At 56.1% G+C, this 23,110-nt stretch carries 19 protein-coding genes and 1 pseudogene; 19 read left to right on the forward strand and 1 reads right to left on the reverse strand.

The annotated features are described in order from the left end of the window. The first annotated feature begins 534 nt into the window (after positions 1-534). The 5 genes from hisS (at position 535) to ABC336_RS26695 (ending at position 7,545) form a co-directional block, all read left to right on the forward strand. Entirely contained in the window at positions 535-1,785 is a 1,251-nt protein-coding gene (gene hisS, locus ABC336_RS26675; RefSeq protein ID WP_413241548.1) for a histidine--tRNA ligase, read from the forward strand. Positions 1,786-1,842: 57 nt separating this feature from the next. Continuing rightward, the gene (aspS, locus tag ABC336_RS26680) at positions 1,843-3,654 is read left to right on the forward strand and encodes an aspartate--tRNA ligase (RefSeq protein ID WP_413242616.1); all 1,812 of its coding nucleotides are present in this window, start codon (positions 1,843-1,845) and stop codon (positions 3,652-3,654) included. 18 nt (positions 3,655-3,672) lie between these two features. Further along, positions 3,673-4,428 (forward strand): tRNA threonylcarbamoyladenosine dehydratase, encoded by a 756-nt coding sequence (locus ABC336_RS26685; RefSeq protein ID WP_413241549.1) that lies wholly within the window; start codon positions 3,673-3,675, stop codon positions 4,426-4,428. Between the two features lie 161 nt (positions 4,429-4,589). Further along, positions 4,590-5,927 (forward strand): replication-associated recombination protein A, encoded by a 1,338-nt coding sequence (locus tag ABC336_RS26690; protein WP_413242617.1) that lies wholly within the window; start codon positions 4,590-4,592, stop codon positions 5,925-5,927. A 289-nt stretch (positions 5,928-6,216) separates the two neighbouring features. Further along, complete coding sequence (locus ABC336_RS26695) at positions 6,217-7,545, forward strand: hemolysin family protein (RefSeq protein WP_413241550.1); 1,329 nt, start codon at positions 6,217-6,219, stop codon at positions 7,543-7,545. An 89-nt stretch (positions 7,546-7,634) separates the two neighbouring features. On the opposite strand, the gene mnmA is transcribed toward ABC336_RS26695, so the two are convergent. After that, positions 7,635-8,750, reverse strand: a complete 1,116-nt coding sequence (gene mnmA, locus ABC336_RS26700; protein WP_413241551.1) for a tRNA 2-thiouridine(34) synthase MnmA — start codon at positions 8,748-8,750, stop codon at positions 7,635-7,637. 277 nt (positions 8,751-9,027) lie between these two features. Here mnmA and cymR point away from each other — a divergent pair, with 277 nt between their 5' ends. The 14 genes and pseudogenes from cymR (at position 9,028) to ABC336_RS26770 (ending at position 22,876) form a co-directional block, all read left to right on the forward strand. Then, positions 9,028-9,447, forward strand: coding sequence for a cysteine metabolism transcriptional regulator CymR (gene cymR / locus ABC336_RS26705; protein ID WP_413241552.1), 420 nt, complete (start codon positions 9,028-9,030; stop codon positions 9,445-9,447). Positions 9,448-9,457: 10 nt separating this feature from the next. Beyond that, positions 9,458-10,612, forward strand: coding sequence for a cysteine desulfurase family protein (locus tag ABC336_RS26710; protein ID WP_413241553.1), 1,155 nt, complete (start codon positions 9,458-9,460; stop codon positions 10,610-10,612). Between the two features lie 11 nt (positions 10,613-10,623). Beyond that, positions 10,624-11,157 (forward strand): PRC-barrel domain-containing protein, encoded by a 534-nt coding sequence (locus ABC336_RS26715; RefSeq protein ID WP_413241554.1) that lies wholly within the window; start codon positions 10,624-10,626, stop codon positions 11,155-11,157. A 13-nt stretch (positions 11,158-11,170) separates the two neighbouring features. Continuing rightward, positions 11,171-11,362 (forward strand): hypothetical protein, encoded by a 192-nt coding sequence (locus ABC336_RS26720; RefSeq protein ID WP_413241555.1) that lies wholly within the window; start codon positions 11,171-11,173, stop codon positions 11,360-11,362. 193 nt (positions 11,363-11,555) lie between these two features. Then, positions 11,556-12,626 carry an AI-2E family transporter gene (locus tag ABC336_RS26725; RefSeq protein WP_413241556.1) on the forward strand — a complete coding sequence of 357 codons (1,071 nt, stop codon included), beginning with the start codon at positions 11,556-11,558 and terminating at the stop codon, positions 12,624-12,626. A gap of 400 nt (positions 12,627-13,026) precedes the next feature. Continuing rightward, positions 13,027-15,657: an alanine--tRNA ligase gene (alaS, locus tag ABC336_RS26730; protein WP_413241557.1), complete on the forward strand. Its 2,631-nt coding sequence runs from the start codon at positions 13,027-13,029 to the stop codon at positions 15,655-15,657. A gap of 43 nt (positions 15,658-15,700) precedes the next feature. Continuing rightward, positions 15,701-15,961 carry an IreB family regulatory phosphoprotein gene (locus ABC336_RS26735; protein WP_413241558.1) on the forward strand — a complete coding sequence of 87 codons (261 nt, stop codon included), beginning with the start codon at positions 15,701-15,703 and terminating at the stop codon, positions 15,959-15,961. 35 nt (positions 15,962-15,996) lie between these two features. Beyond that, positions 15,997-16,413, forward strand: coding sequence for a Holliday junction resolvase RuvX (ruvX, locus tag ABC336_RS26740; protein WP_413241559.1), 417 nt, complete (start codon positions 15,997-15,999; stop codon positions 16,411-16,413). Positions 16,414-16,421: 8 nt separating this feature from the next. Then, entirely contained in the window at positions 16,422-16,727 is a 306-nt protein-coding gene (locus tag ABC336_RS26745; RefSeq protein ID WP_413241560.1) for a DUF1292 domain-containing protein, read from the forward strand. A 1-nt stretch (position 16,728) separates the two neighbouring features. Beyond that, positions 16,729-17,043: a DUF1292 domain-containing protein gene (locus ABC336_RS26750; RefSeq protein WP_413241561.1), complete on the forward strand. Its 315-nt coding sequence runs from the start codon at positions 16,729-16,731 to the stop codon at positions 17,041-17,043. A 120-nt stretch (positions 17,044-17,163) separates the two neighbouring features. Continuing rightward, the gene (gene mltG / locus ABC336_RS26755) at positions 17,164-18,258 is read left to right on the forward strand and encodes an endolytic transglycosylase MltG (RefSeq protein ID WP_413241562.1); all 1,095 of its coding nucleotides are present in this window, start codon (positions 17,164-17,166) and stop codon (positions 18,256-18,258) included. A gap of 18 nt (positions 18,259-18,276) precedes the next feature. Continuing rightward, positions 18,277-19,224, forward strand: coding sequence for a peptidase U32 family protein (locus ABC336_RS26760; RefSeq protein WP_413241563.1), 948 nt, complete (start codon positions 18,277-18,279; stop codon positions 19,222-19,224). Between the two features lie 35 nt (positions 19,225-19,259). Continuing rightward, a pseudogene (locus ABC336_RS26765) lies at positions 19,260-20,508 on the forward strand (peptidase U32 family protein). A gap of 214 nt (positions 20,509-20,722) precedes the next feature. Beyond that, a complete protein-coding gene (locus ABC336_RS26770) occupies positions 20,723-22,876 on the forward strand; it encodes a methyl-accepting chemotaxis protein (protein WP_413241564.1) in 2,154 nt (717 codons plus the stop codon). The last annotated feature ends 234 nt before the right edge of the window (positions 22,877-23,110 follow it).

Below are 23,110 nucleotides of genomic sequence, written 5' to 3' on the forward strand. Positions count from 1 at the left end.
TAATCCTTTTAACATCTCTTCTTAACATGAAGAGGCTATACTATTTTCGACCCCCTTTTTAATAATACATTTTTGACCTGCAGCTTATTGCAGGTTTTTTTCTGTCCGGGAACCTTTATTCCGCCTGATGCTGGGGTGGAATGATTAGTGTTCGTACTTGTTCGTCTTGACTTTGGGGGAATCAGTCTGTACAATCTATTATCAGTCAATGCAATGTATATGACATCAACATTCGATGACAGGACCAGTAACCCATCGTATGCCATACTCAGAGAGGGATGTATTTTGCTGCAAGCATCCTTATGGCTCGTGGATGAATAGACCTCCTGGAGAACAAACGGTGAACCTGGACAGTACCGGCAAGGTCAGGGCCACAGAGTAGCCGTTTGCGTGTAGCGGGCGTTAACCGTCTGGAGCGGATCCACAGCGATCCGGAATGTGGGTGGTACCGCGGGAGTCAATAACTCTCGTCCCTGGCGATTAATGCCTGGGACGGGAGTTTTTTGTTTAAAGAATGCAAAGGAGGAAGCAACGATGGCTTTTCAGAAACCGCCGGGTACGCAGGATATCCTGCCTGTGCAGTCGGCCAAATGGCAGCAAGTTGAAGCGACTGCACGCGAGTTATGCCGCCGTTTCAACTTTGGCGAGATTCGTACGCCCGTGTTTGAATCGACCGAGCTGTATCAGCGCGGAGTCGGGGAGACGACCGATATCGTCGAGAAGGAAATGTATACGTTCATCGACCGCGGCGACCGCAGTGTAACACTGCGGCCGGAAGGAACGGCAGGTGTTGTGCGGGCTTATGTCGAGAATAAGCTGTACGGCGAACATGTAACCAAGCTTTATTATATGGGACCGATGTTCCGGTACGAGCGGGCGCAGGCCGGCAGGTACCGGCAGTTCCATCAATTTGGCGTGGAGGCGGTAGGCGCGACGGATCCGGCGATCGATGCCGAGGTGATCGCGCTCGGTTATCTGTTCTACACCGAAGTTGGGCTGCAGGGCGTCACCGTCGAGCTCAACTCGGTCGGTACACCGCAGATCCGGGCCGCTTTCCGCGAGCAGCTGCTGGCGTTCCTGGAGCCCAAGCGGGAGCTGCTCTGCAAAGACTGTCAGTCGAGGATGGACCGCAATCCGCTGCGGGTGCTGGACTGCAAAAAGGACCAGCATCACTTTGAAGGCGCGCCGTCGATCCTGGACAGCCTGGATGAGGAGTGCACGACCCATTTCGAACAGGTAAAGGCTCATCTGAGTGCGATGGAGATCCCATTTGTAATCAACCCCCGGATGGTCCGCGGACTGGATTACTATACACATACCGCATTTGAGTACAAGGCTCAGGGCATCGGCGCAATCGATACGATCGGCGGCGGCGGCCGCTACAACGGTCTGGTCGCCGATATCGGCGGTCCGGACCAGCCTGGCGTAGGCCTCGGGCTGGGGCTGGAGCGGACGCTGCTGCTGCTCGAGAAGCAAGGCACAGCGCAGCCGGCGCCGGCGATCGATATCTACCTGATCGCGCTGGGCGAAGCCGCCGACCGCGAAGTGACCCGTCTGCTCCATCAGCTGCGTCTGCGAGGCATCGCGGGCGAGCGGGATTATCTCGGCCGCAAGATGAAGGCGCAGATGAAATCGGCGGACCGGCTGCAGGCGCGCTTCACGGCGATCCTCGGCGAAGACGAGCTGGAGAAGGGCGAGATCGCACTGAAGGAGATGAGCAGCGGCGACCAGCAGACGATCAAGCTGGCTGAGCTGGCTGATTACCTTGTACAAGCCAGGTCCTAGGCTGTTCTCGTGGAAGTAACTTATACCATATGTGAAAGGGTTGGAATTAACATGTTGATGGCAAAAACACATCATTGCGGCCGGCTGACTAAAGCCGATGTCGGACAAACCGTAACTTTGAACGGCTGGGTACAGCGCAGACGCGATCTCGGAGGCGTCCTCTTCATCGATCTCCGAGACCGCAGCGGTATCGTGCAGATCGTCTGCAACCCGGCATTCTCCGGCGATGCGCTGGAAACCGCTGACCGTGCACGGAGCGAATATGTATTGGCAGTAACCGGAGACGTCGTCGAGCGCGACCCGGAGACGTTCAATCCGAATCTCGAAACCGGCGAGATCGAAGTGCGCGTCACGAGCATCGAGATTGTCAATGCAGCGAAGACGCCGCCGTTTGCAATCGAGGACGGCGTCGAGGTAGATGAGTCGATCCGCCTCAAATACCGTTATCTGGATCTACGTCGTCCGGAGATGCAGCAGACGCTGCGTTTGCGCTCCAAAGCGGCCAAAATCTTCCGTGATTTCCTCGACAGCGAAGAGTTCATCGAAGTCGAGACGCCGATCCTGACCAAGAGTACGCCCGAGGGGGCGCGTGATTACCTGGTGCCAAGCCGCGTCCATCAAGGGGAATTTTTTGCCCTGCCGCAATCGCCGCAGATCTTCAAGCAGCTGCTGATGGTCGGCGGACTGGAGCGTTATTATCAGATTGCACGCTGCTTCCGCGACGAGGATCTGCGCGCAGACCGTCAGCCGGAGTTCACGCAGGTGGACATCGAAACCTCGTTCCTGACGCAGGATCAGCTGCTCGGGATGATGGAGCAGCTGATGGCGCGTCTGCTGCGCGAGACGGTAGGCGTGGAGCTGGAGCTGCCGTTCCAGCGGATCTCCTATGCCGATGCGATGAACAAATACGGCTCTGACAAACCGGATCTGCGCTTTGGTCTGGAGATGGAAGACATCACTGACATCGTAGCAAGCAGCGACGTCAAGGTGTTCGCAAGCGTAGCTGCCGGCGGCGGTGTGGTCAAGGCGCTCAACGCCAAGGGCTGTGCGTCCTGGAGCCGCAAGGAGCTTGACGACCTGCAGCCGTTTGCTGCGCGTTACGGTGGCAAAGGCATGGCCTGGGTCACCGTCAAGGAAGGGGAGTGGCGCGGTCCGATCGTCAAGTTCTTCAAGCCGGAAGAGATCGCTGCCCTGACCGAGCGGCTGCAGGTTGAGGACGGCGACCTTATCCTGTTCTCTGCGGACAAGAAGAAAGTTGTAGCCGACGTCCTTGGGAATCTTCGTCTCAAAATCGGCCGCGATCTCGGTTTGATCGACGAATCGAAGTTCAAATTCGCCTGGGTTGTCGACTTCCCGCTGCTGGGATGGGATGAAGAAGCCAAACGTTATGTGGCGGAGCACCATCCGTTCACCCGGCCCAATGAAGAAGACGTGGCACTGTTCGATACGAATCCCGGCGAGATCCGGGCACAGGCTTACGACCTCGTGCTCAATGGGTATGAGGTAGGCGGCGGATCGATGCGGATCTACAAGCGCGAAATCCAGGAACAGATGTTTAAAGCGCTGGGCTTTAGTCCTGAAGAAGCGCATGAGAAGTTCGGATTCCTGCTCGACGCCTTCGAATACGGCACGCCGCCGCACGGCGGGATCGCCTTCGGCTTCGACAGGCTGGTGATGCTGCTCACTGGACGGACCAATCTGCGCGAGACGATCGCCTTCCCGAAAACCGCGAGCGCGACCGATCTGCTATGCGATGCGCCTTCCGAGGTCGAGCCGTCCCAGCTGGAGCAGCTCCATATCCGTACGCTGCCCAAGCCGGAGCCCAAAAAGCCTGTAGCGGCCGGAGCTTCCCAAGAATCGGCTGAGTAAAACGAAGGGGGCAGAGCTATGCTTCATCAATTCTCTCGCACGGAACTCGCCATCGGACCGGAAGGTCTGGCGATTATGAAAGGCAGCACGGTTGCCGTGCTCGGCATCGGCGGCGTCGGCTCGATCGCGGCTGAGGCGCTGGCGCGTACGGGGGTCGGCCGGATCATCCTGATCGACAAGGATGTAGTGGATATTACCAACATCAACCGGCAGATCCACGCCTTGACGACTACGATCGGCCAGCCCAAAGCGGATTTGATGCGGGACCGGATCAAGCTGATCAATCCCGAATGCGACGTGGTCTCGTTGCGGATGTTCTATACGGAAGAGACGTATGAGCAGCTGTTTGAACATAACCCGGACTATGTCGTCGACGCATCAGATACGATCATGTACAAGATTCATCTCATCAAGGAATGTCTGAAGCGAGGCATCCCGATGATCTCCAGCATGGGGGCTGCCAACAAGATGGACCCTTCCAAGTTCCAGGTAGGGGACATCTCCAAGACAACTATGGATCCGATCGCCCGGGTCATCCGGCAGAAGCTGCGTAAGGAAGGCATCCGCAAAGGCGTCAAGGTCGTCTTCTCCACGGAGCAGCCGCAGAAGCCGCGTGCGGATGTCACGCAGCGCATCGTCCCGGAGAACGCGCCGGAGATTCGCAAGGCCAAGCAGCCGCCGGCGAGCAATGCCTTCGTCCCGCCGGTAGCCGGGCTGATCATGGTCAGTGAAGCGGTAAGGGATCTGCTGGCGCGCGGCGGCGTGCACGTCTGACCGTCGTCCGGCATTGAATGGACCGCACAAAGGTAACGGAGGGGCATCGTCACGATGCCCCTCTTGCTATAGGTTGGTAGCGAACGTACGTACGATTGTGTTATCATCGTAGAATAAGAGGTGCGTTCATGAATTCAGCAGATAGAAAGGCTGAGATAGAAATGGATTTATTTTCCTATCGGGAAGAGACGCAGGAGACTGGAAGTCGGGCTAGGCTGTTGGCCGATCGGATGCGTCCGCAGATATTGGATGAATATATCGGTCAGGAGCAGATCGTCGGCGAAGGCAAGCTGCTGCGGCGGGCGATCGAGAGCGACCAGGTATCCTCGATCCTGCTCTACGGTCCGCCCGGCTGCGGCAAGACGACGCTGGCGCATATCATCTCGGAGCGGACCGCGGGGATCTTCGTCAAGCTTAATGCCGTTGACGCTACCGTCAAGGACGTTCGCGAGACGATCGAGCAGGCCAAGCTGAACAAATCGATGTACGACCGCAAGACGATTCTATTCCTCGACGAGGTGCATCGGTTCAATACCGCACGTCAGGATGCATTGCTGCCGGCCGTCGAGCAGGGCATCATCATCTTCATCGGCGCGACGACCGAGAATCCGTTCCATCATGTCAACGGGGCTCTGCTGTCCCGCTCGACGCTGTTCCAGCTTGAGCCGCTGACAAGCGAGCATTCGCTGCTGGCGATGCGCCGAGCGCTGGCCGACAGCGAGCGCGGTCTGGGATTTATGAAGCTCGAGGTGGAGGAGGCGGCGCTCGAACATATCGCGATCCAGGCGAGCGGCGATATCCGGAGGGCGCTCAATGCGCTGGAACTGGCCGCCGTGACAACGCCGTCGACATCGGACGGCTCGGTACATGTCACGCTGGAAGTGGCTGAGGAATCGATTCGGCAGCGCACTGTGAAGGCGGATGAGTCGACCCAGTATGATGTGCTGTCGGCCTTTCACAAGAGTATCCGAGGCTCAAGCGACGCTGCGCTGTTCTGGTTCCTATATGCTGTCGAGAAGCTGGGCATGGACCCGATGACCTTCCTGCGGCGGCTCATCGTCGCCTGCAGCGAGGATATTGGCCTCGCCAATCCACAGGCGATGGTACAGGCGGTGACGGCGATGGACGCCTACCACAAGATCGGCTGGCCGGAAGCCAGACTCAACATTACGCAGGCGATCCTGTTTGCCGTCGAGAGTCCCAAGTCAAATAGCGTCGTCACGGCAATCGACAAAACGATGAAAGCGATGGCGGCGGTTGGCCGCGTGGAGGTGCCGCTTCATCTGCGAGACGGCCATTATGCGGGATCGTCCCAGCTGGGTCATGTGGGCTATCGTTATCCGCATGATTATCCCGGCCATTATGTCCAGCAGCAGTATCTGCCGGAAACGCTGGACGGCAAGCTGCTCTACGAAGCTACGGAGCAGGGAATGGAGGAGAAGATTCGTCTGAACCGGCAGCGTCGCTATAACAAACGTCCGGAGAAAGGCCGGCAATGACCGGCAAGGACACGCGCCAGAGAATAGCAGGAAAATCTGCTGCATGAGTGAGCAAATGATGTATAATGGCCATCCCATGCCGAATAAACATCGAATAGCAGTCCAAACTGGCGTTTGACGGGGGAAGGGGACTTAGACTAAGCTATATGCAAGTCTGACTTACCTTTTTAAAGAGACTCATTGAGCATAGTTCAATCATCTGATCACTTGAAGGAGGTGCGCCTGTCTTCGACCTGACCGGCTGCCGGAGGACGAGGACAGGGAATCGTTGGAGGACCCGTTACCGATCATGCCGCTGTTGCTGAACATGATGCTGATTATGGTTCTGGTGTTGATGAACGGTTTTTTCGTTGCTGCCGAGTTTGCAATGGTAAAGTTGAGAGGCACACGTATTAATTCACTATTCGCGGAGGGACGCCGGAAGGCAAAGTTTGCTTCCCATCTGACCAGTAATCTGGATGCGTATCTTGCGGCCTGTCAGTTAGGAATGACCGTGGCATCGCTTGGTTTGGGCTATGTCGGCGGGCCTGCGATCGCCAATTTTCTGGAACCGCTCCTTAAAGGGTGGTTCGGTTTGAGCGACGGGTTCGTCCATACGATTGCATTTCTGATCGCTTTCTCGAGCCTTGTTTTTCTCCATCTTGTACTGGGGAGATTCGCTCCCAAGACGCTGGCTGTTCGCCATTCGGAGAACGTCACGCTCTTGACGGCAGTACCGCTCATGCTGTTCCACAAACTGATGTATCCGTTGATCTGGTTTTTCAACGGTGCAGCGGGCTGGCTGCTAAGGCGCGTCGGCGTGGTGCCGGCTTCCGAGCTTGATTCTGTGCACACGGAGGAAGAGATTCGGATTTTGATGAAAGAGAGTCATAGGAACGGCCTCATTGATCATACGGAATTGACTCTAATGGACAATATTTTTGATTTCGCCGAGACCTGTGCCAAGGAGATTATGATTCCGCGCACGGAGATGTGCTGTCTTTATACGGGCCGCTCCTTCGAAGAGAACAAAGCGATTGCTCTGAAGGAGATGCGTACTCGCTTCCCGGTCTGCGACAACGACAAGGATAATATTATCGGCTTCGTCCACATCAAGGACTTCCTGAACACAGAAACGCCGTTCGCAAACGATATCAGACAGTTGATGCGGCCGATTACGACAGTGCCGGAATCGATGCAGATCAGTATGCTGCTCAAGCTGATGCAGAAGAAGAAGACGCAGATTGCCATCCTGATCGATGAATACGGCGGCACATCGGGACTTGTGACGCTTGAAGATATAATGGAAGAGATCGTCGGCGAGATTCAGGACGAATTTGACGAGGAACGTCCTGACATCGAGAAGAAGACGGAAGACAGCTATTCGATCAGCGGTCTTATGCTGATCGAGGAAGTCAACAGCTTCTTCGGTCTGGAGATCATCAGCGACGGTTATGATACGATCGGCGGCTGGATCTACTCGCAGATCGAGATTCCGCCGAAGAAACAGCAGAAGGTGGATTTTGGAATATATGAATTTATCATCGAAGAGACCGATCATCTACGGATCTCGCGGCTCGCAGTTCGCAAGCGGTTCGTCGAGTCCGAGGGCGAGTGGCTGCAGGCCGGATCAGGCTGACAGTCACAAAAAACCGGCTTTCCCGCAAGCTTCGGAAGAAGCGGCTGCGAGAAGCCGGTTTTTCTGTATTATTGATAATTTGCAAGGTTCTACACGCTGGCCGGAGCTGTCTTGTACACGACATCAATCGTGCCGCCGCCCAGACAGTGCTCGCCATCGTAGAACACAACGGCCTGGCCGGGAGTAATGGCCTTCTGCGGTTGGTCGAACCGCACCTCGGCTGTACCGCCGGCAGCGTCATAGCTGACGGTGATGCCCTGATCGGGCTGCCGGTAACGGAACTTGGCCGTGCAGCGGAACGTGCCGCCTGCCGGCGGATCGCCGAGCCAGCTGACCCCGGAAGCTTGCAAGCCTGCGGAGTACAGGCTGGCATGTTCGCCCTGCACGACATACAGGAGGTTGCGCGACAGATCTTTGTCGGCGACGAACCAGGGCTCGCCGGTGCCCGAGCCGCCGATCCCCAGCCCCTGGCGCTGACCGAGCGTATAATACATCAGACCGTCATGGCGGCCCTTCACTTCACCTGTCGCGAGATCCACCATCTCGCCGGGCTGCGCCGGCAGATACTGGCTCAGGAACGTCTTGAAGTTGCGCTCGCCGATAAAGCAGACGCCCGTGCTGTCTTTCTTGCGGGCAGTGGCCAATCCCGCGGCTGCGGCAATCTCGCGCACCTGGGATTTCGGCAGATGTCCGATCGGGAACATCGCTTTGGCCAGCTGTTGCTGGCTGAGCGCATGCAGGAAGTAGGTCTGATCCTTATTGGAATCAATGCCGCGCAGCAGCTTCGTCTGCCCACCCTCATGCGTGACGCGGGCGTAATGTCCCGTGGCCAGAAAGTCGGCGCCGAGCTCCATCGCCTTGGCGAGGAAATCGCCGAACTTGATCTCGCGATTGCACATCACGTCCGGGTTGGGCGTACGGCCCCTTTTGTACTCCTCCAGGAAGTAAGTGAAGACCTTGTCATAGTAGGCCTGCTCAAAATTGACCGTATAATGAGGGATGCCGATCTGCTCACAGACGCGGGCGACATCCTCGGCATCGTCCTCAGCCGTGCAGTGACCGAATTCGTCGGTATCATCCCAGTTTTTCATGAATATGCCGACCACATCGTAGCCTTGCTGCTTGAGCAGCAGGGCGGCTACTGAGGAGTCGACGCCGCCCGACATGCCGACGACGATGCGTGTGGACGCATGGTTTGAACTCATTCTACTCACCACCTGAATTGGCTTAACCATCTGCGCGGCCTTTCGCAGGGCGGAAGGCCGCGGATTCCCTATATTGTATCATGCCCGTCCAACTTTTTCACGAGTCGGTCAAGCTTTTTCTCCCACTGAACAATCGGATATGTTAACATAGAAGCAATATGGGAATACCATGAATTATTATGCTGTGAATGGAGCCTCGACCGAGGCTCCATTACACAATGTGCTGTTCTGCCTCTAAAATCTGTCGGTGTTGAGAACCGGGAAAGAAGGATTTGCCTTGAAAATATCTACGAAGGGCCGTTACGGCTTAACGATTATGATGGAACTCGCGATGAAATTCGGGGAAGGCCCCATCTCGTTGAAAAGCATCGCTGAACGCAACCAGCTCTCGGAACATTATTTGGAGCAATTGATCGCGCCGCTGCGCAATGCGGGACTTGTCAAAAGCGTAAGAGGCGCTTATGGCGGCTACATTCTCTCCAAGGATCCGGAGCAGATTACGTCCGGAGATATCATCCGTATCCTGGAGGGACCGATCTCGCCAGTGGACTTCACGGAGGAAGACGATCCGGCCAAGCGCCATCTGTGGCTGCGGATCCGCGACAGTATCGCCGAAGTGCTCGACTCGACGACACTGGCCGATATGATCTCCTTCAAGGATGAGAGCGAGCTCGACAGTTATATGTTCTATATTTGAGGCCGGGGATATGCAGAACATCTATGTGGATCATGCAGCGACAACGCCGCTGGCGCCTGAAGTATTGGAGGAGATGACCGCAATCTGGCAGGGGCCGGGCGGCAATCCGTCCAGTGTCCATGCCTTCGGCCGGGCAGCCAAGCAGCAACTGGGGCGCGCAAGGGAGCGGCTGGCAGCGCTGCTTCACTGCTCGCCGTCCGAGCTCGTCTTCACCTCCGGCGGTACCGAGAGCGACAATGCTGCTCTGGCCGGGGCGGCTTGGGCCCAGCGCAAGCGAGGCCGTGATCATATCGTGACGACGACTATCGAGCACCATGCCGTGCTGCATGCAGTAGACCGCCTGGAGGAGCAGGGCTTCCGCGTCACCCGGCTCGCGCCGGACCGCAGCGGACGGGTCAGCGCGGAGCAGGCGGTGGAAGCGATGGACGAGCGCACGGCACTCGTCAGCGTCATGTATGTCAACAACGAGACCGGTTCGATTCAGCCGCTCTTGCCGATCGGAGAAGCGGCCAGAGCCAGGGGGATCCCGTTTCATGTCGATGCCGTGCAGGCGCTGGGGCGGCTGCCGCTGCCTCTCGGACAGCTGCCGGTTGATCTCGTCAGCTTGTCCGCGCACAAGATCAATGGACCGCAAGGTGTCGGCGCGCTCTACGTGGCCAAGGGGACACCCTTCGAGCCCCAGCAGTACGGTGGACCTCAGGAGCGCAACCGCCGGGCCGGTACAGAAAATGTAGCTGGCAGCAGCGGCTTCGCCCGCGCTCTCGAGTTGGCGGAGGCTCGCAGGGAGAAGAAGCGGGAACGGATGGCGCAGCTCCGCTCATGTTTGCTGGAGCAGTTGGACGGCTTGATCGGCAGCGGCGCCTATGTAGTTAATGGCGGTGATCCGGAGCTCGTGCCGGACATTATCAATCTGAGCTTTCCCGGTGTGTCAGCCGAGTCGATGCTGATGAATCTCGACATGGCGGGGATTGCCGCATCCGGCGGATCGGCTTGCAGCTCAGGGGCGTTGAGCCGTTCCCATGTGCTGCTGGCCATGGGGCTTCCGGATGAAGTATCGGACAGTGCGGTTCGGTTCAGCTTCGGATTGGGCAATACTATAGAAGAGATCGAATATGCAGCGCAAAAAATTGCAACAATTGTGCAGCGGATTCGTACTACTGCTTAGGAGGCCCGCCTGTGCTTAAACTTCAGCATCTGATCGGACTTCCCGTCATCAGCGAGAGCGGGAAATCGGTTGGCAAAGTCAGGGATATCTGGTTTGACGAACACTGGCAGCTGCGCGGAATCGTCACCGGCGGCAGGGGTTGGCCCCGCAAGGGGACTTACGCTGTCGATTGGGATAATATCGTGACCTGCGGCAGAGATGCCATGCTTGTAAGTCGGAGCGATGCAGTTCAGCTGCTGGCGGCAGGCGAGATTATCCGTTGTTTTTGCTGGGGGGAGAGCCGGCTTAAGGACCTGCCTGTCATGACGACAAGCGGCGAAGAATTGGGCCGCATATCGGATGTTTATTTTGAACCGATTAAGGGTACACCAATAGTAGGCTATGAACTAACGGATGGTTTTATTTCAGATGTAATGGAAGGGCGCCAGTGGCTCAGGGTTGCGCAGTTCGCTGAAGAGATTACGCTAGGCGAGGAAGCGGTTCTGGTGCCGGAGAGCGCTAGTCATGAACTGCATAATATGACCACTTCCGAATCGGATCGATAGGGAGACCAATGGTATGAAATGTCCCAATTGCAATTCAAAAGACATCGGCAAGATTGGCAGCCATCAGTTTTACTGCTGGGGTTGTTTTATCGAACTGACGGTCAATGGCGACAAGATGTCCGTCTACCAAGTGGAAGAGGACGGTACGCTCAGCTCGCTCGACGATCTCTTCTTTGAAGAGGAACTGCCTCAAATGCATATGTAGCATGTTTCTAAAGACGGCCTGCGGGCCGTCTTTTTGTCTCCGCCCCCGCAATGGGTACACTTCGAAGACAAGTCCCTTCTGTCGGGTGATATGATCACGGCCACCGCTCCGGATGGTATCGCTCGTAATTACATATACTGTAAAGACGTGCGAATGGGAACAGGCAACACTTCGAAGAGGGAGCGGATTGCAAGTGGTCAAATGGATGCGAGGCAAGGCGCTGGCAGTTATGATCTTCGGCATACTCGGGTTGCTGGCGCTATTTCTGCTGCTGCAGATCAAGCCGATTCTCATTGCAGTATATACCTTTTGCAAAGCTGTCCTAGGCCCGTTCGTGCTGGCGATGATCGTATCTTACGTGCTCAAACCTATCGTCGGGCTGCTCTCCGCTCGTCATGTGCCGCGTTCGGTGGCGGTATTGCTGATCTATGCGGTGTTCCTGGCAGCGATAACGCTCGTACTGATGCATGCGATTCCCCTTCTGATCCGTCAACTGGAGGAGTTGAACGCTCATATGCCGGAGCTGACGCTGCGGGCACAGAGGCTGTATGATCAGTTGAGCAACAATACCTTGCTGCCGGAAGGGTTGCGGGAGGGACTCCGCCAATCCCTGATGAAGGTAGAGATGCGGCTATCAGCCGCGCTGCTGGACTTTGTCAACAACCTGGGGGCCGTGTTGAGCGCAGTGTTTATTGCGTTTATTATCCCCTTCCTGGCATTCTACATCTTGAAGGATCTGGATGTGTTCGAGCGGACGGTCATTACTTATGTGCCCAGGTCCCGCCGCCAGGGTGTCGCAAGGCTGCTCAAAGATATCGATGAGGCGCTCGGGAGCTATATCCGGGGACAGGTTATCGTCTGTCTGCTGGTCGGCATGCTCGCGTATGTCGGCTATTGGGCGATCGATCTGCCTTATCCGTTCCTGCTGGCAGGCATCGTCGCCGTCTTCAACATTATTCCTTATGTCGGCCCCTTCTTCGGAGCTGCTCCGGCGCTGATCATGGCCTCGACGATCTCTTGGCGAATGATGCTGCTTGTGCTGGCCGTCAACCTTGTCTGTCAGGTGCTGGAGGGGAATGTCATCTCGCCCCAGGTGGTGGGGAGGACGCTCCATCTGCATCCGCTGCTGATCATCTTCGCGCTGCTGGTCGGCGGCGAGGCAGCGGGAATTCCGGGGATGATCCTTGCGGTGCCAATTTTTGCCGCGCTTAAGGTGATCCTGCAGCATTTGTTCGCTTACTATATCCGGCGAAAGACGATTTGACAGCTTGCGCCGGCTGCGGCTATACTGTACTTAAATTACCAAAGCGATGATGAGATAAAGTAGGCTGTAGCCCGTTATCCAGAGAGGAAGTTCCTTGACCTACGACGCTAGTCGGGGCATGGCTGCAAGAACTTCTTGACGAAGAACCGCCGAAAGCTAATTTCGGAGCGTGGATGAACTCCACCGGCAAGGACCCGTTATCGTCCTGCGAAGGCGATCAAGCTCCCGCTGACCGGAAGGGATGGACAGTAGAGCGCGATAACCAGGGTGGTACCGCGAATGAGATTCGTCCCTGCATACGTAGGGGCTTTTTTTGTTTTTTAGAGGCAGTTCAACCTTTCGGTGCTGAATACCGAGCTTTTGAACTTTCATTTTACTTACATTGGGGGCAACGACTATTATGAAAGCCAGTGAAATCCGTTCCAAATGGCTTGCATTCTTCGAGAGTAAGGGACATGCCATCGAGCCAAGCGCTTCGCTTGTTCCGCATAATGATCCATCTCTGTTATGGATCAATGCCGGGATGGCGCCGCTCAAAGCCTACTTTGACGGCCGCGTCGCACCGGACAATCCCCGGATCGCCAATTCCCAGAAATGCATCCGCACCAACGACATCGAGAATGTCGGCAAGACGCGCCGGCATCATACGTTCTTTGAAATGCTGGGCAATTTCTCCATTGGTGATTATTTCAAGGAGGAAGCAGTCACCTGGGCATGGGAATTCCTGACGAGCCCGCAATGGATCGGCTTCGATCCGGAGCGTCTATCCGTTACGGTCTACCCTGAGGATGAGGAGGCCTACCGGCTCTGGCATGAGAAGATCGGCCTGCCAGCCGAGCGGATCATCAAGCTGGAGGACAACTTCTGGGACATCGGCGAAGGCCCTTGCGGTCCATGTACCGAGATCTTCTACGACCGCGGCGACAAGTACGGCGATCTCGCCGATCCCGACTGTACGGTGGGCGGCGAGAATGAGCGTTTCCTGGAAATCTGGAATCTGGTATTCTCCCAGTTCAATCACAACAAGGACGGCAGCTACACGCCGCTGCCGAACAAAAACATCGATACGGGGGCGGGTCTCGAGCGCTTCGCTTCCGTGCTGCAGGATGTCGATTCCAACTTCGATACGGATCTGTTCCGCCCGATCATCGACCGTACCTGCGAGATCGCCGGCGTACGCTATCAGGAGCGGGAAGAGACGGATGTTGCGCTGAAGGTGATCGCCGATCATATCCGGACGGTTGCCTTTACGGTGGGAGACGGAGTCATGCCATCCAACGAAGGCCGCGGCTACGTCATGCGGCGTCTGCTGCGCCGGGCCGTCCGTTACGGCAAAAAACTGGGCATCGACCGGCCGTTCCTGCATGAGCTGACGCCTGTGGTCGGCGAGATCATGGGGACCTACTATGGAGAGGTTGTGGAGAAACGCGAGTTCATCGAGCGCGTCATCCGGACCGAGGAAGAGAGATTCCATGAGACGCTCTCCGACGGACTAGCGATCCTGGCCGAGCTGGCCGAGAAGGCCAAGGCTGCCGGCGAGCGGGTGATCGGCGGAGAAGATTGCTTCAGACTGTATGACACTTTTGGATTCCCGCTTGACCTTACGGAGGACTATGCGATGGAGCACGGACTCGCAGTTGACCGGGAAGGTTTCGAGACGGCCATGGAACGTCAGCGGGAACGCGCCCGGGCGGCACGCGCCGATACAGGCAGCATGAAGGTGCAGGGCGGTCCGCTGTCGGAGCTGGCGGTTAAGTCTGCCTTCATTGGTTATAATGAATTGGTATCCGATGCTGTTGTGCAAGCGATCATTGTCGACGAGCAAGCGGTTGATTTTGTCCATGCCGGCAATACGGCGCTGGTCGTGCTGGATGTGACGCCTTTCTATGCGGAGAGCGGCGGTCAGATCAGCGACCATGGCATCCTGCAGGCAGCAGGCCTGGAAGCCTCGGTAGAGGCCGTGTTCAAGGCGCCGCAAGGCCAGTCTGTACACCGCACGGTGATCCACTCGGGCGTCCTGCGGGTTGGCGACACGGTAAGAGCCGAGGTGGCGCGTCAGGCGCGGGAGGATATCATCAAGAACCATACCGCGACCCATCTGCTGCACAAGGCACTCAAGGAAGTGCTGGGCGACCATGTCAATCAGGCAGGCTCGCTGGTCGAAGCGGAGCGTCTGCGCTTTGACTTCTCCCACTTCGGCATCAGCGAGCAAGAGCTGGTCGCGATTGAGCGCCGGGTCAACGAGCAGATCTGGACGGCTACGCCGGTCGTGATCCTCGAGCGGCCGATCGCTGAAGCCAAGGCGATGGGCGCCATGGCACTGTTCGGCGAGAAGTATGGCGACGTCGTCCGCGTCGTCACTGTCGGTGACTACAGCATCGAGCTGTGCGGCGGTTGTCATGTGGCCAACACGTCGCAGATCGGCATCTTCAAGCTGATCAGCGAATCAGGGATCGGCTCAGGTGTCCGGAGGATCGAGGCGGTTACCGGCAAATTCGCTTACGGGCATATGGATAGCCAACTCGATCTGCTCAAGCAGTCGGCTGAGCTGCTCAAGTCGTCGCTGTCGGATGTGCCGAAGCGGATCGAAGGTCTGTACGCCGGGCTGAAGGAGCTGGGCAGGGAGAAAGAAGCGCTCCAGGCCAGATTGGGACGCATCGAAGCTGGATCTCTGGAGAAACAGGCCAAGCAAGTCGGCGGCGTTACGCTTCTTGCAGCTGAAGTCAAGGCTTCGGGCATGGAGGCGCTGCGAGGCATCGCCGATGAACTCAAAGGCAAGCTGGCCCAAGGCATCCTCGTGCTCGGCGCAGTCCAGGACGAGAAAGTGAACCTGGTCGTCTCCGTATCTCCGGAGTTGGTGAAGCAAGGCTATCATGCCGGCAAGCTCATCAAAGAGCTGGCAGCCCGCTGCGGCGGCGGTGGCGGAGGACGTCCTGACATGGCCCAGGCTGGCGGCAAGGATCCATCGAAATTGCAAGAAGCCTTACAGCTTGCGGAAGAACTGGTTCTTTCGCAGTCAAGTATGATATGATAGAGGTAGCATAACTGCTTTACCTGAAAGCGAGGTGCTGGCAATGAGTTCCATGGATAAAACGATGAAGTTTGATGTGAAGCCGGAAGAGATGGAAACATCTTCGCAGGAGATTCTGCTGAGCGTCTACGATGCGCTGATCGAGAAGGATTATAATCCGATCAATCAGATCGTGGGCTACCTGCTCTCGGGGGATCCCGCTTATATCCCGCGTCACAACAACGCCAGAAGTCTGATCCGCAGGAAAGAGCGCGACGAATTAATTGAAGAGCTCGTCCGGAATTATCTTCGTCAGCACAGATAAGCGAACACCTTATTCGAAATGAGGCCGGACTGCTAATGCGCATTATGGGATTGGATTACGGCGACCGCAATATCGGCGTAGCGGTCAGCGACGCGTTTCGCTGGACAGCCCAAGGTCTTGGAGTCGTACAGAAACGCAGGGACGACTCGGAGCTGGCCGAGCTGGCTGAGCTTGCTCGTGAGCATGAAGTGTCGGAGATCGTCGTCGGTCTGCCCAAGAATATGAACGGCACGATCGGCCCGCGTGGCGAAATTTGCATCGCTTTTGCGCAATCCTTGCGCGAGCAAACGAATTTACCTGTTCACCTGTGGGATGAACGGCTGACCACCGTATCCGCAGAGCGCACCTTGCTCGAGGCGGACATCAGCCGCAAGAAACGCAAGCAAGTGGTGGACAAAATGGCGGCAGCGCTCATTTTGCAAAACTATCTCGACTCTAAAACGAAAAGGTGAGGGTAAAGATGACAAATGACGACATGCAGTTCGAAGAGCCGGAAATCATCTATATTCCGGATGAAGAGGGCAATGAAGAAGAATTCGAAGTCATTATGAAGTTTGAAGTCGACGGCTCCGAACAAAAATACATGATGGTCGTTCCTCTTCATGCCGAGCAGGAAGAGGATGAAGAGTCCGAAGAGGTCTATGCTTTCCGCTACGAGGAAGACGGCGACGACCTCAAGCTCTATACGATCGAGAGCGAAGAAGAGTGGAATATGGTGGAGGAGACCTTCAACACGCTCTTGGCCGAGATGGAAGAGGAAGCGTAGCATGAGCGGATCCACTCCCGGGCTGCCGGAGCCGCAGGAAGAGCTCCGCAGTAAGTATGGACGCCAGTTGGCACTGGTGTCGGAGGACGGCAGCGAAGAGATGTATCAGATCGCTGCCGAATATCGGCTGAACGGGCGAGCTTATGCGGCGCTCCAGACGGCGGCAATGAAGAAACTGGACGAACTTGCTTTTTTCCGAATCTCATCTCAGCCGGACGGGGAGTTCGAGCTCGATGCGGTTACGGATGAGGAGGAGTGGGAGGCGGCTGCGGAAGCGTATGACGACCTGTTGTTCAGAGATGAAGAGCGACCGTGATACATGCCAGCCCCGCATTTGATGGCCAAGCATACGGCAGCAACCAAAAGGACGGCGACCCCGTCCTTTTTGAACTGATATGAATGTCTAAGTTTTTTGAGGCAAGGGGGATTTGAAGGCGTGGATGCAGCTAGATATCGTCGTAAGCGCAAGAATCGCATTACCCTGATCGTCATCAGCTCGATTCTCGGTCTGATCCTGATTGGTGTCAGCAGCGTAGCTCTCTATTTATGGAATGGTCTTCGTCCCGCCCCGGCGGGGGAAGTGAAACGCGTCGAAGTGGCCAAAGGATCGTCGCCGAACCGGGTAGCCGAGACGCTGGAGCGGGAAGGCATCATTCGCAATAGTTTTTTGTTCAAATACTACTTGCGGCTCAAGGATGAAGGACCGGCGTTCAAGGCAGGTGCCTATGAGCTGAGACCGGGGATGGAGCTGGATGACATCATCGCCAAGCTGAACGCTGGCGATACGATCGAGGCGGAGACGATCCGATTTACGGTGCCTGAGGGCTATACAGTGAAGCAGATGGCTGAGAAGCTGGCCGCCGAAGGGCTGGTCGATGAGGATCGGTTCCTCGAAGTCGCAGCGGCGCAGACGATGCTGGGCGCATCGGCGTCCGCAGGCAGGATTACGGTGAATGAACAGATGGATCAATTGCTTGAGGGTTATCTCTTCCCCGAGACCTATGAGCTCGTGAAAGAGAGTACCGAGCAGGACATCATTACCCGTATGATGCAGGAGCTCGACCGCAAGCTGCAGCAGCTCCCTGACGATTGGCAGTCTGCCCTGGATGAGCTGGATATTTCCTTCCATGAGATGATGACGATCGCTTCCATGATCGAGCGGGAAGTCGTCTTGCCCGAGGAGCGGCCGATTGTGGCGGGGATTATCTATAATCGTCTTGCCGACGGCATGATGCTTCAGATCGATGCCACCGTCCAGTACGTGCTGGGCAAGCAAAAGGAAAGACTGCTGGAGAAGGATCTGCTCGTGGAAAGTCCTTACAACACGTATCAGCAGACCGGTTTGCCGCCCGGACCGATCGCGAGCCCATCTCTGGCCTCCATCGAGGCGGCTTTGTACCCAGCCGAGACGGAGTATTACTTTTATGTGACCAAGAAAGACGGCTCGAACGGCCATTATTTCTCGGTTACGTACAATGAACATTTGCGAAACAAGCGGCTGAGTGAAGAAACCCAGGCCGCTGCCGGATAAGAAAGGGAGGTCGACATCATGAGCAAAACGGAGCTGCTCTGTACCGCTGCCTCTCTTGAGGAAATGGAGCGGCTGATCGCTGCCGGTGCTGATGCCTTCGTCATCGGCGAACCGCGCTTCGGCATGCGGCTGCCCGGCGCATTCTCCCCGGCGCAGATCGCGGAGGCTGTCAGGCTGGCCGCGCCGCAGGGCGTGCGTATCTACGTCTCGATCAACAACCTGATCGAGAATGAACAGCTGCAGGAGCTGCCTGGTTATATCGATGCAGTCGCTGCAGCCGGTGCGCATGCGATCGTCTTCGGCGATCCGGCGGTGCTGATGGGCGTCCAAGCGTCTCATCCCGAGCTCGCCCTGCACTGGAACGCTGAGATGACTTCGACGAACTACGCCACAGCGGACTTCTGGGGACGCAGAGGCGCCGCCCGGGCGGTATTGGCCCGCGAGCTCAACATGGAGCAGATTACAGAATTTAAACAGCACACCAAGCTGCAAGTCGAGGTTCAGGTTCATGGCATGACCAACATTTATCATTCCAAGCGCTACCTGCTGCAGAGTTATGCCGATCACAACCGGCAGATCCGACCGTCCGGCCTGCCTGCCGGCCAGTTGGTGAGCGGACAAGAGCAAGGGCTCTATTTGATGGAAGCGGAGCGGCCGGAGGAACGGTTCCCGATTTTTGAAGATGTGAATGGTACACATGTGATGAGCTCTGACGATATTTGCATGCTGGAGAATCTCCATGAGCTGCTGGAAGCGGGAGTAGACAGTCTGAAGATTGAAGGCTTCATGAAGCCGATCATATACAATGAAACGGTCGTGCGCGCATACCGTCAGGCGATCGATAGCTATTATACTGATCCTGCAGGCTATGCATTCGACGAGGCGGCGCTGGAGCCGATCCGGGAGCTGCAAGACCCGCACCGGGAGTTATCATTCGGATTTTTCTATAAGGAACAAGTGTACTAAAAAAGATGTGTGTTCAAAAAGAAAGGAGAAGGGTCATGGCGACAGAAGTACTGCCCCGTCTCAGGGGCAAGCGGCACCGGCTGGAACGGCCAGAGCTGCTGGCGCCCGCGGGCAATCTGGAGAAGCTGAAGTTCGCCGTTCATTACGGTGCGGATGCCGTCTATATCGGGGGCCAAAAATATGGCCTGCGCTCCAATGCGGACAACTTCAGTTTTGAGGAAATGCGCGAAGGCGTGGCGTTTGCCGCCCGCTACGGAGCCAAAGTGTTCGTGGCGACCAACATCTATGCCCATAATGAGGATATCGAAGGGCTGGAGGATTATCTCCGCAATCTTGAATCTGTAGGGATCGCTGCGATTATCGCGGCCGACCCCTTGATTATCGAGACCGCCTTGCGGGTGGCGCCAGGGCTGGAAGTGCATCTGAGCACCCAGCAATCGACGCTTAACTGGCAAGCGGTCCAATTCTGGAAGAACGAAGGTCTGCCCCGCGTCGTCCTTGGTCGTGAGACGAGTCTTGAACAGATTGCGGAGATCAAAGCGCATGTCGATATCGAGATCGAGGCATTCATCCATGGTGCGATGTGTTCCTCTTTTTCCGCGCTGCGTACTCTCCAACCATTTCACTGACCGGGATTCCAATCGGGGCGGCTGCTGTCAGTCCTGTCGGTGGAAGTACGACCTGCATGACGAAGAAGAGACCCTATCCGGAGATGGCGATGCTCAGTTTACGATGGGCTCGAAGGATCTGTGCATGATCGAGCACATGCCGGAGCTGATCGAATGCGGCATCGACAGCTTCAAGATTGAAGGCCGGATGAAAAGTCAGCATTATGTTGCTACCGTAGTGAACGCTTATCGGCAGGCGATTGACGCTTATTTTGCCGACCCGGAAGGCTACGTGCTGAAACCCGAATGGATAGAGGAGATCAACAAAGCTGCGAATCGACCGCTCAATACCGGTTTTTTCTTTGATGCGCCAGGAGCGGAGGATCATATCTACGGACCTGAAGACAAGGCGGCCCCTTATGATTTTGCCGGTGTAGTGATGGATTACGATGCGGCGACAGGCTGGGCGACCATCCAGCAACGCAATCATTTCAAGCCGGGGCAGGCGATCGAGTTTTTCGGTCCGGGCGGCTTCTTCCGACAGACCGTAGGGGAGTTGACCGACGAACAGGGCGAGCCTCTGGATGCAGCGAGACACCCGCTGCAGCTCGTTCGTCTGCGGACGGAACAGCCGGTTCGGCCGATGGATATGATGCGCAAGCAAATCGGCAATTAACGGCCCATTATTTTCAACTTCTGAACTCTTCTTTCTTTCCTTAATTCGAGGAATGGAAGAAGAGTTTTTTTTTCTATTACAATAGTCCTGGTTTCTGCCGATAACTTAATTGTAGTTTGTAAAGCAGAAGTAAAACGCATGTCCTAGTTCACAGCATGAAGGCATGGAATGCAGCCAGTCGAAGCAGATTATAAAAACCAGGTGGTGTCACATTGTGAAATGGGTTGAGAAGACAAAAGCAAAGCTGTCCAACGTGCGCAAGGAAAGTACGTCCGCTGGGAGCCCGAAGCAATCTCCGGAAGGTGTGAAGCGGCAGTGGTCGACAAGCGGACGGATCAGCAGATCTGTCGGGACGAAACTGTTTTTGCTCATTTTTTGCAGTATTTTGATTTGTGTCATTTCGGTAGGTACATACTCCTACCAGATCTCCAAGAGCATCATTGAAGACAAAGTAGCGGCTTCCAGCATGCAGACGATTACACAAGCAGCAAGCAAGCTTGATCTGATGTATCAGAACCTTAATGACTTGACTATGCAGCTTATCTTTGACAGCGATATCCAGGCGAGTCTAAATACCTTAAACAATACCAATCAGGACGCCTATGAGCAATTCGAAGCAGTCAAACGCATCGATACCAAATTTCAATCAATGCTTATGTCCAATTCTACAATAGCAGCTGGCTACCTCGTGCCGCTCAAGGAGGGGCTATCTGGAATTCATACCGGCGCTGGAGCGGTGAATTATGCTGCCATCAAGGAAATGCCGTGGTTCGATGACGTCATCGAGCAGAGCGGCCAGCTGATGTGGCTGCCTTCCGAACCGAAGGGCGTCGGCGGCGGACTGAACGAGCCGGCGCTCGCTGTCAGCCGCTTGGTGAAGAGTACCAGCAGCAATCAGAACATGTACGTGCTGCTGCTCGAGGTCCGATACAGTGAGCTTGCATCGCAGCTCTCCGGCCTGGAGCTGGGCACAGGCAGCGGGATCAAGATCGTCGATGAGCAGGCAAGGCTCATCTATACCGATACAGAGGAAGAGATTGCAGCGAAGAATCCGGTGCATTTCCGGGAGGACCAGAAGTCGGACGCGGCCTTCTCATTTGTAACTGCAGAAGGCGGCAACGGCCAGGTGCTTGCCGTGTACAAAAAGTTCCGCACGATGGACTGGTGGCTGCTCGGTGAGATCCCGGTAGCCGAGTTGGTCAAGGATGCGCAGCAGATCCGCAATATTACGATCATCGCTAGTATTCTTGCTGCGTTGCTGGCAGGGGGGATCGGATTGTTGGTGATCCGGATGATCGCCCGTCCGCTGGTCCAGCTGAGAGACTTGATGACGCGCGGCGAGCGCGGAGATCTGACAGTGCGCTCCTCGATCCGCACGAGCGATGAGATCGGACAACTGGCCAACAGCTTCAATCAGATGATGACTCAGATCTCGGCTTTGGCGAGTCGCGCCTACCAGTCGGCGACAGATGTGCTGCAAACCGCAGAAGCGTTAGGGGAGTCCTCCAAGAAGACGGCCGTCTCTGCCAAGGAGATCGCGGTCGCGACTGAGGAGATTGCCGGCGGGGCCACATCGCTCGCGATGGAAGCGGAACGCGGCAGCGATCTGACGGACAATATCGGCCGCCAGATGAAGAGCGTGATCGCCGCCAACAGCGAGATGGTCGTCTCAGCAGGCAACGTGCAACAATCCAGTGAGCAGGGTACACGTTATATGGATCTTCTCATTGAGAAGACCGGACTTACCGAAGAGATGACCCGCTCGATGGTGGATAAGGTGGACAAGCTCAAGGAAAGCACAGGCTCCATCCGCAAAATCCTGGATGTATTGAACAACCTGACCAAGCAGACCAATATTCTGTCGCTCAACGCGACGATCGAAGCCGCCAGAGCGGGTGCTGCAGGCAGGGGCTTCATGGTCGTCGCCGATGAGATCCGCCAGCTGGCCGATCAATCGCGGCAGTCGATCGATGTCGTCGGGCAGATTACGGAGACGATCCAGCGCGAGATCGATGAGACGGTAGGCGTATTGTCGGAGGCGTATCCGATCTTCCAGGAACAGATCGTCTCGGTCAAGGAAGCCAACCAGCTCTTCTACTCGGTACAAAATCAGATGAGCGCGTTTGTCGACCGACTGGACTCGGTAACAGAGTCAATCGGTACGCTCGACGAATCGCAGACAACGCTGATGGGCGCGATGGCCAGTGTCAGTGCGGTAGCCGAACAATCTTCCGCGACATCGGAAGAGGTCGCATCGCTAAGCAATGAGCAGTTGAGCATTAGCGAGAATCTCGTCAAGCTGTCGGATACGCTCGAAGGGGTATCCAACGGCCTCAAAGAATCGTTGTCGAAGTTTAAAATCGATTGATCGATGCCCCGTAACCGGGCAGGCTATTCCATAGCCTGCCCGGTTTTTTAAATTCTAAGCGTATATGTTGCACACATATATCAGCTTAGAATTCTCCGGAATGAAACGCGCTGCGCCGCATCCTTACGAAGCTAGTTTTACTTTGCAAAACTCTTAGGCGAAGCCGTTTCACCTTGTGTGGATTTCTCACGGACTGCGTCATGCTGCGGCTTAAAAATGGGAAGAATAGCTAAT

The organism is Paenibacillus jepli (assembly GCF_047238105.1).
Classification (GTDB): domain Bacteria; phylum Bacillota; class Bacilli; order Paenibacillales; family Paenibacillaceae; genus Paenibacillus_D.

Coding starts and splice junctions, on each gene's coding strand:
- ABC336_RS26760 (WP_413241563.1), top strand. CDS start 18,277: ATGAGCAAAACGGAGCTGCTCTGTACCGCTGCCTCTCTTGAGGAAATG.
- ABC336_RS26695 (WP_413241550.1), top strand. CDS start 6,217: ATGCCGCTGTTGCTGAACATGATGCTGATTATGGTTCTGGTGTTGATG.
- ABC336_RS26750 (WP_413241561.1), top strand. CDS start 16,729: ATGAGCGGATCCACTCCCGGGCTGCCGGAGCCGCAGGAAGAGCTCCGC.
- alaS (WP_413241557.1), top strand. CDS start 13,027: ATGAAAGCCAGTGAAATCCGTTCCAAATGGCTTGCATTCTTCGAGAGT.
- hisS (WP_413241548.1), top strand. CDS start 535: ATGGCTTTTCAGAAACCGCCGGGTACGCAGGATATCCTGCCTGTGCAG.
- ABC336_RS26685 (WP_413241549.1), top strand. CDS start 3,673: ATGCTTCATCAATTCTCTCGCACGGAACTCGCCATCGGACCGGAAGGT.
- ABC336_RS26745 (WP_413241560.1), top strand. CDS start 16,422: ATGACAAATGACGACATGCAGTTCGAAGAGCCGGAAATCATCTATATT.
- ABC336_RS26735 (WP_413241558.1), top strand. CDS start 15,701: ATGAGTTCCATGGATAAAACGATGAAGTTTGATGTGAAGCCGGAAGAG.
- aspS (WP_413242616.1), top strand. CDS start 1,843: ATGGCAAAAACACATCATTGCGGCCGGCTGACTAAAGCCGATGTCGGA.
- ABC336_RS26720 (WP_413241555.1), top strand. CDS start 11,171: ATGAAATGTCCCAATTGCAATTCAAAAGACATCGGCAAGATTGGCAGC.
- ABC336_RS26710 (WP_413241553.1), top strand. CDS start 9,458: ATGCAGAACATCTATGTGGATCATGCAGCGACAACGCCGCTGGCGCCT.
- ruvX (WP_413241559.1), top strand. CDS start 15,997: ATGCGCATTATGGGATTGGATTACGGCGACCGCAATATCGGCGTAGCG.
- ABC336_RS26690 (WP_413242617.1), top strand. CDS start 4,590: ATGGATTTATTTTCCTATCGGGAAGAGACGCAGGAGACTGGAAGTCGG.
- mnmA (WP_413241551.1), bottom strand. CDS start 8,750: ATGAGTTCAAACCATGCGTCCACACGCATCGTCGTCGGCATGTCGGGC.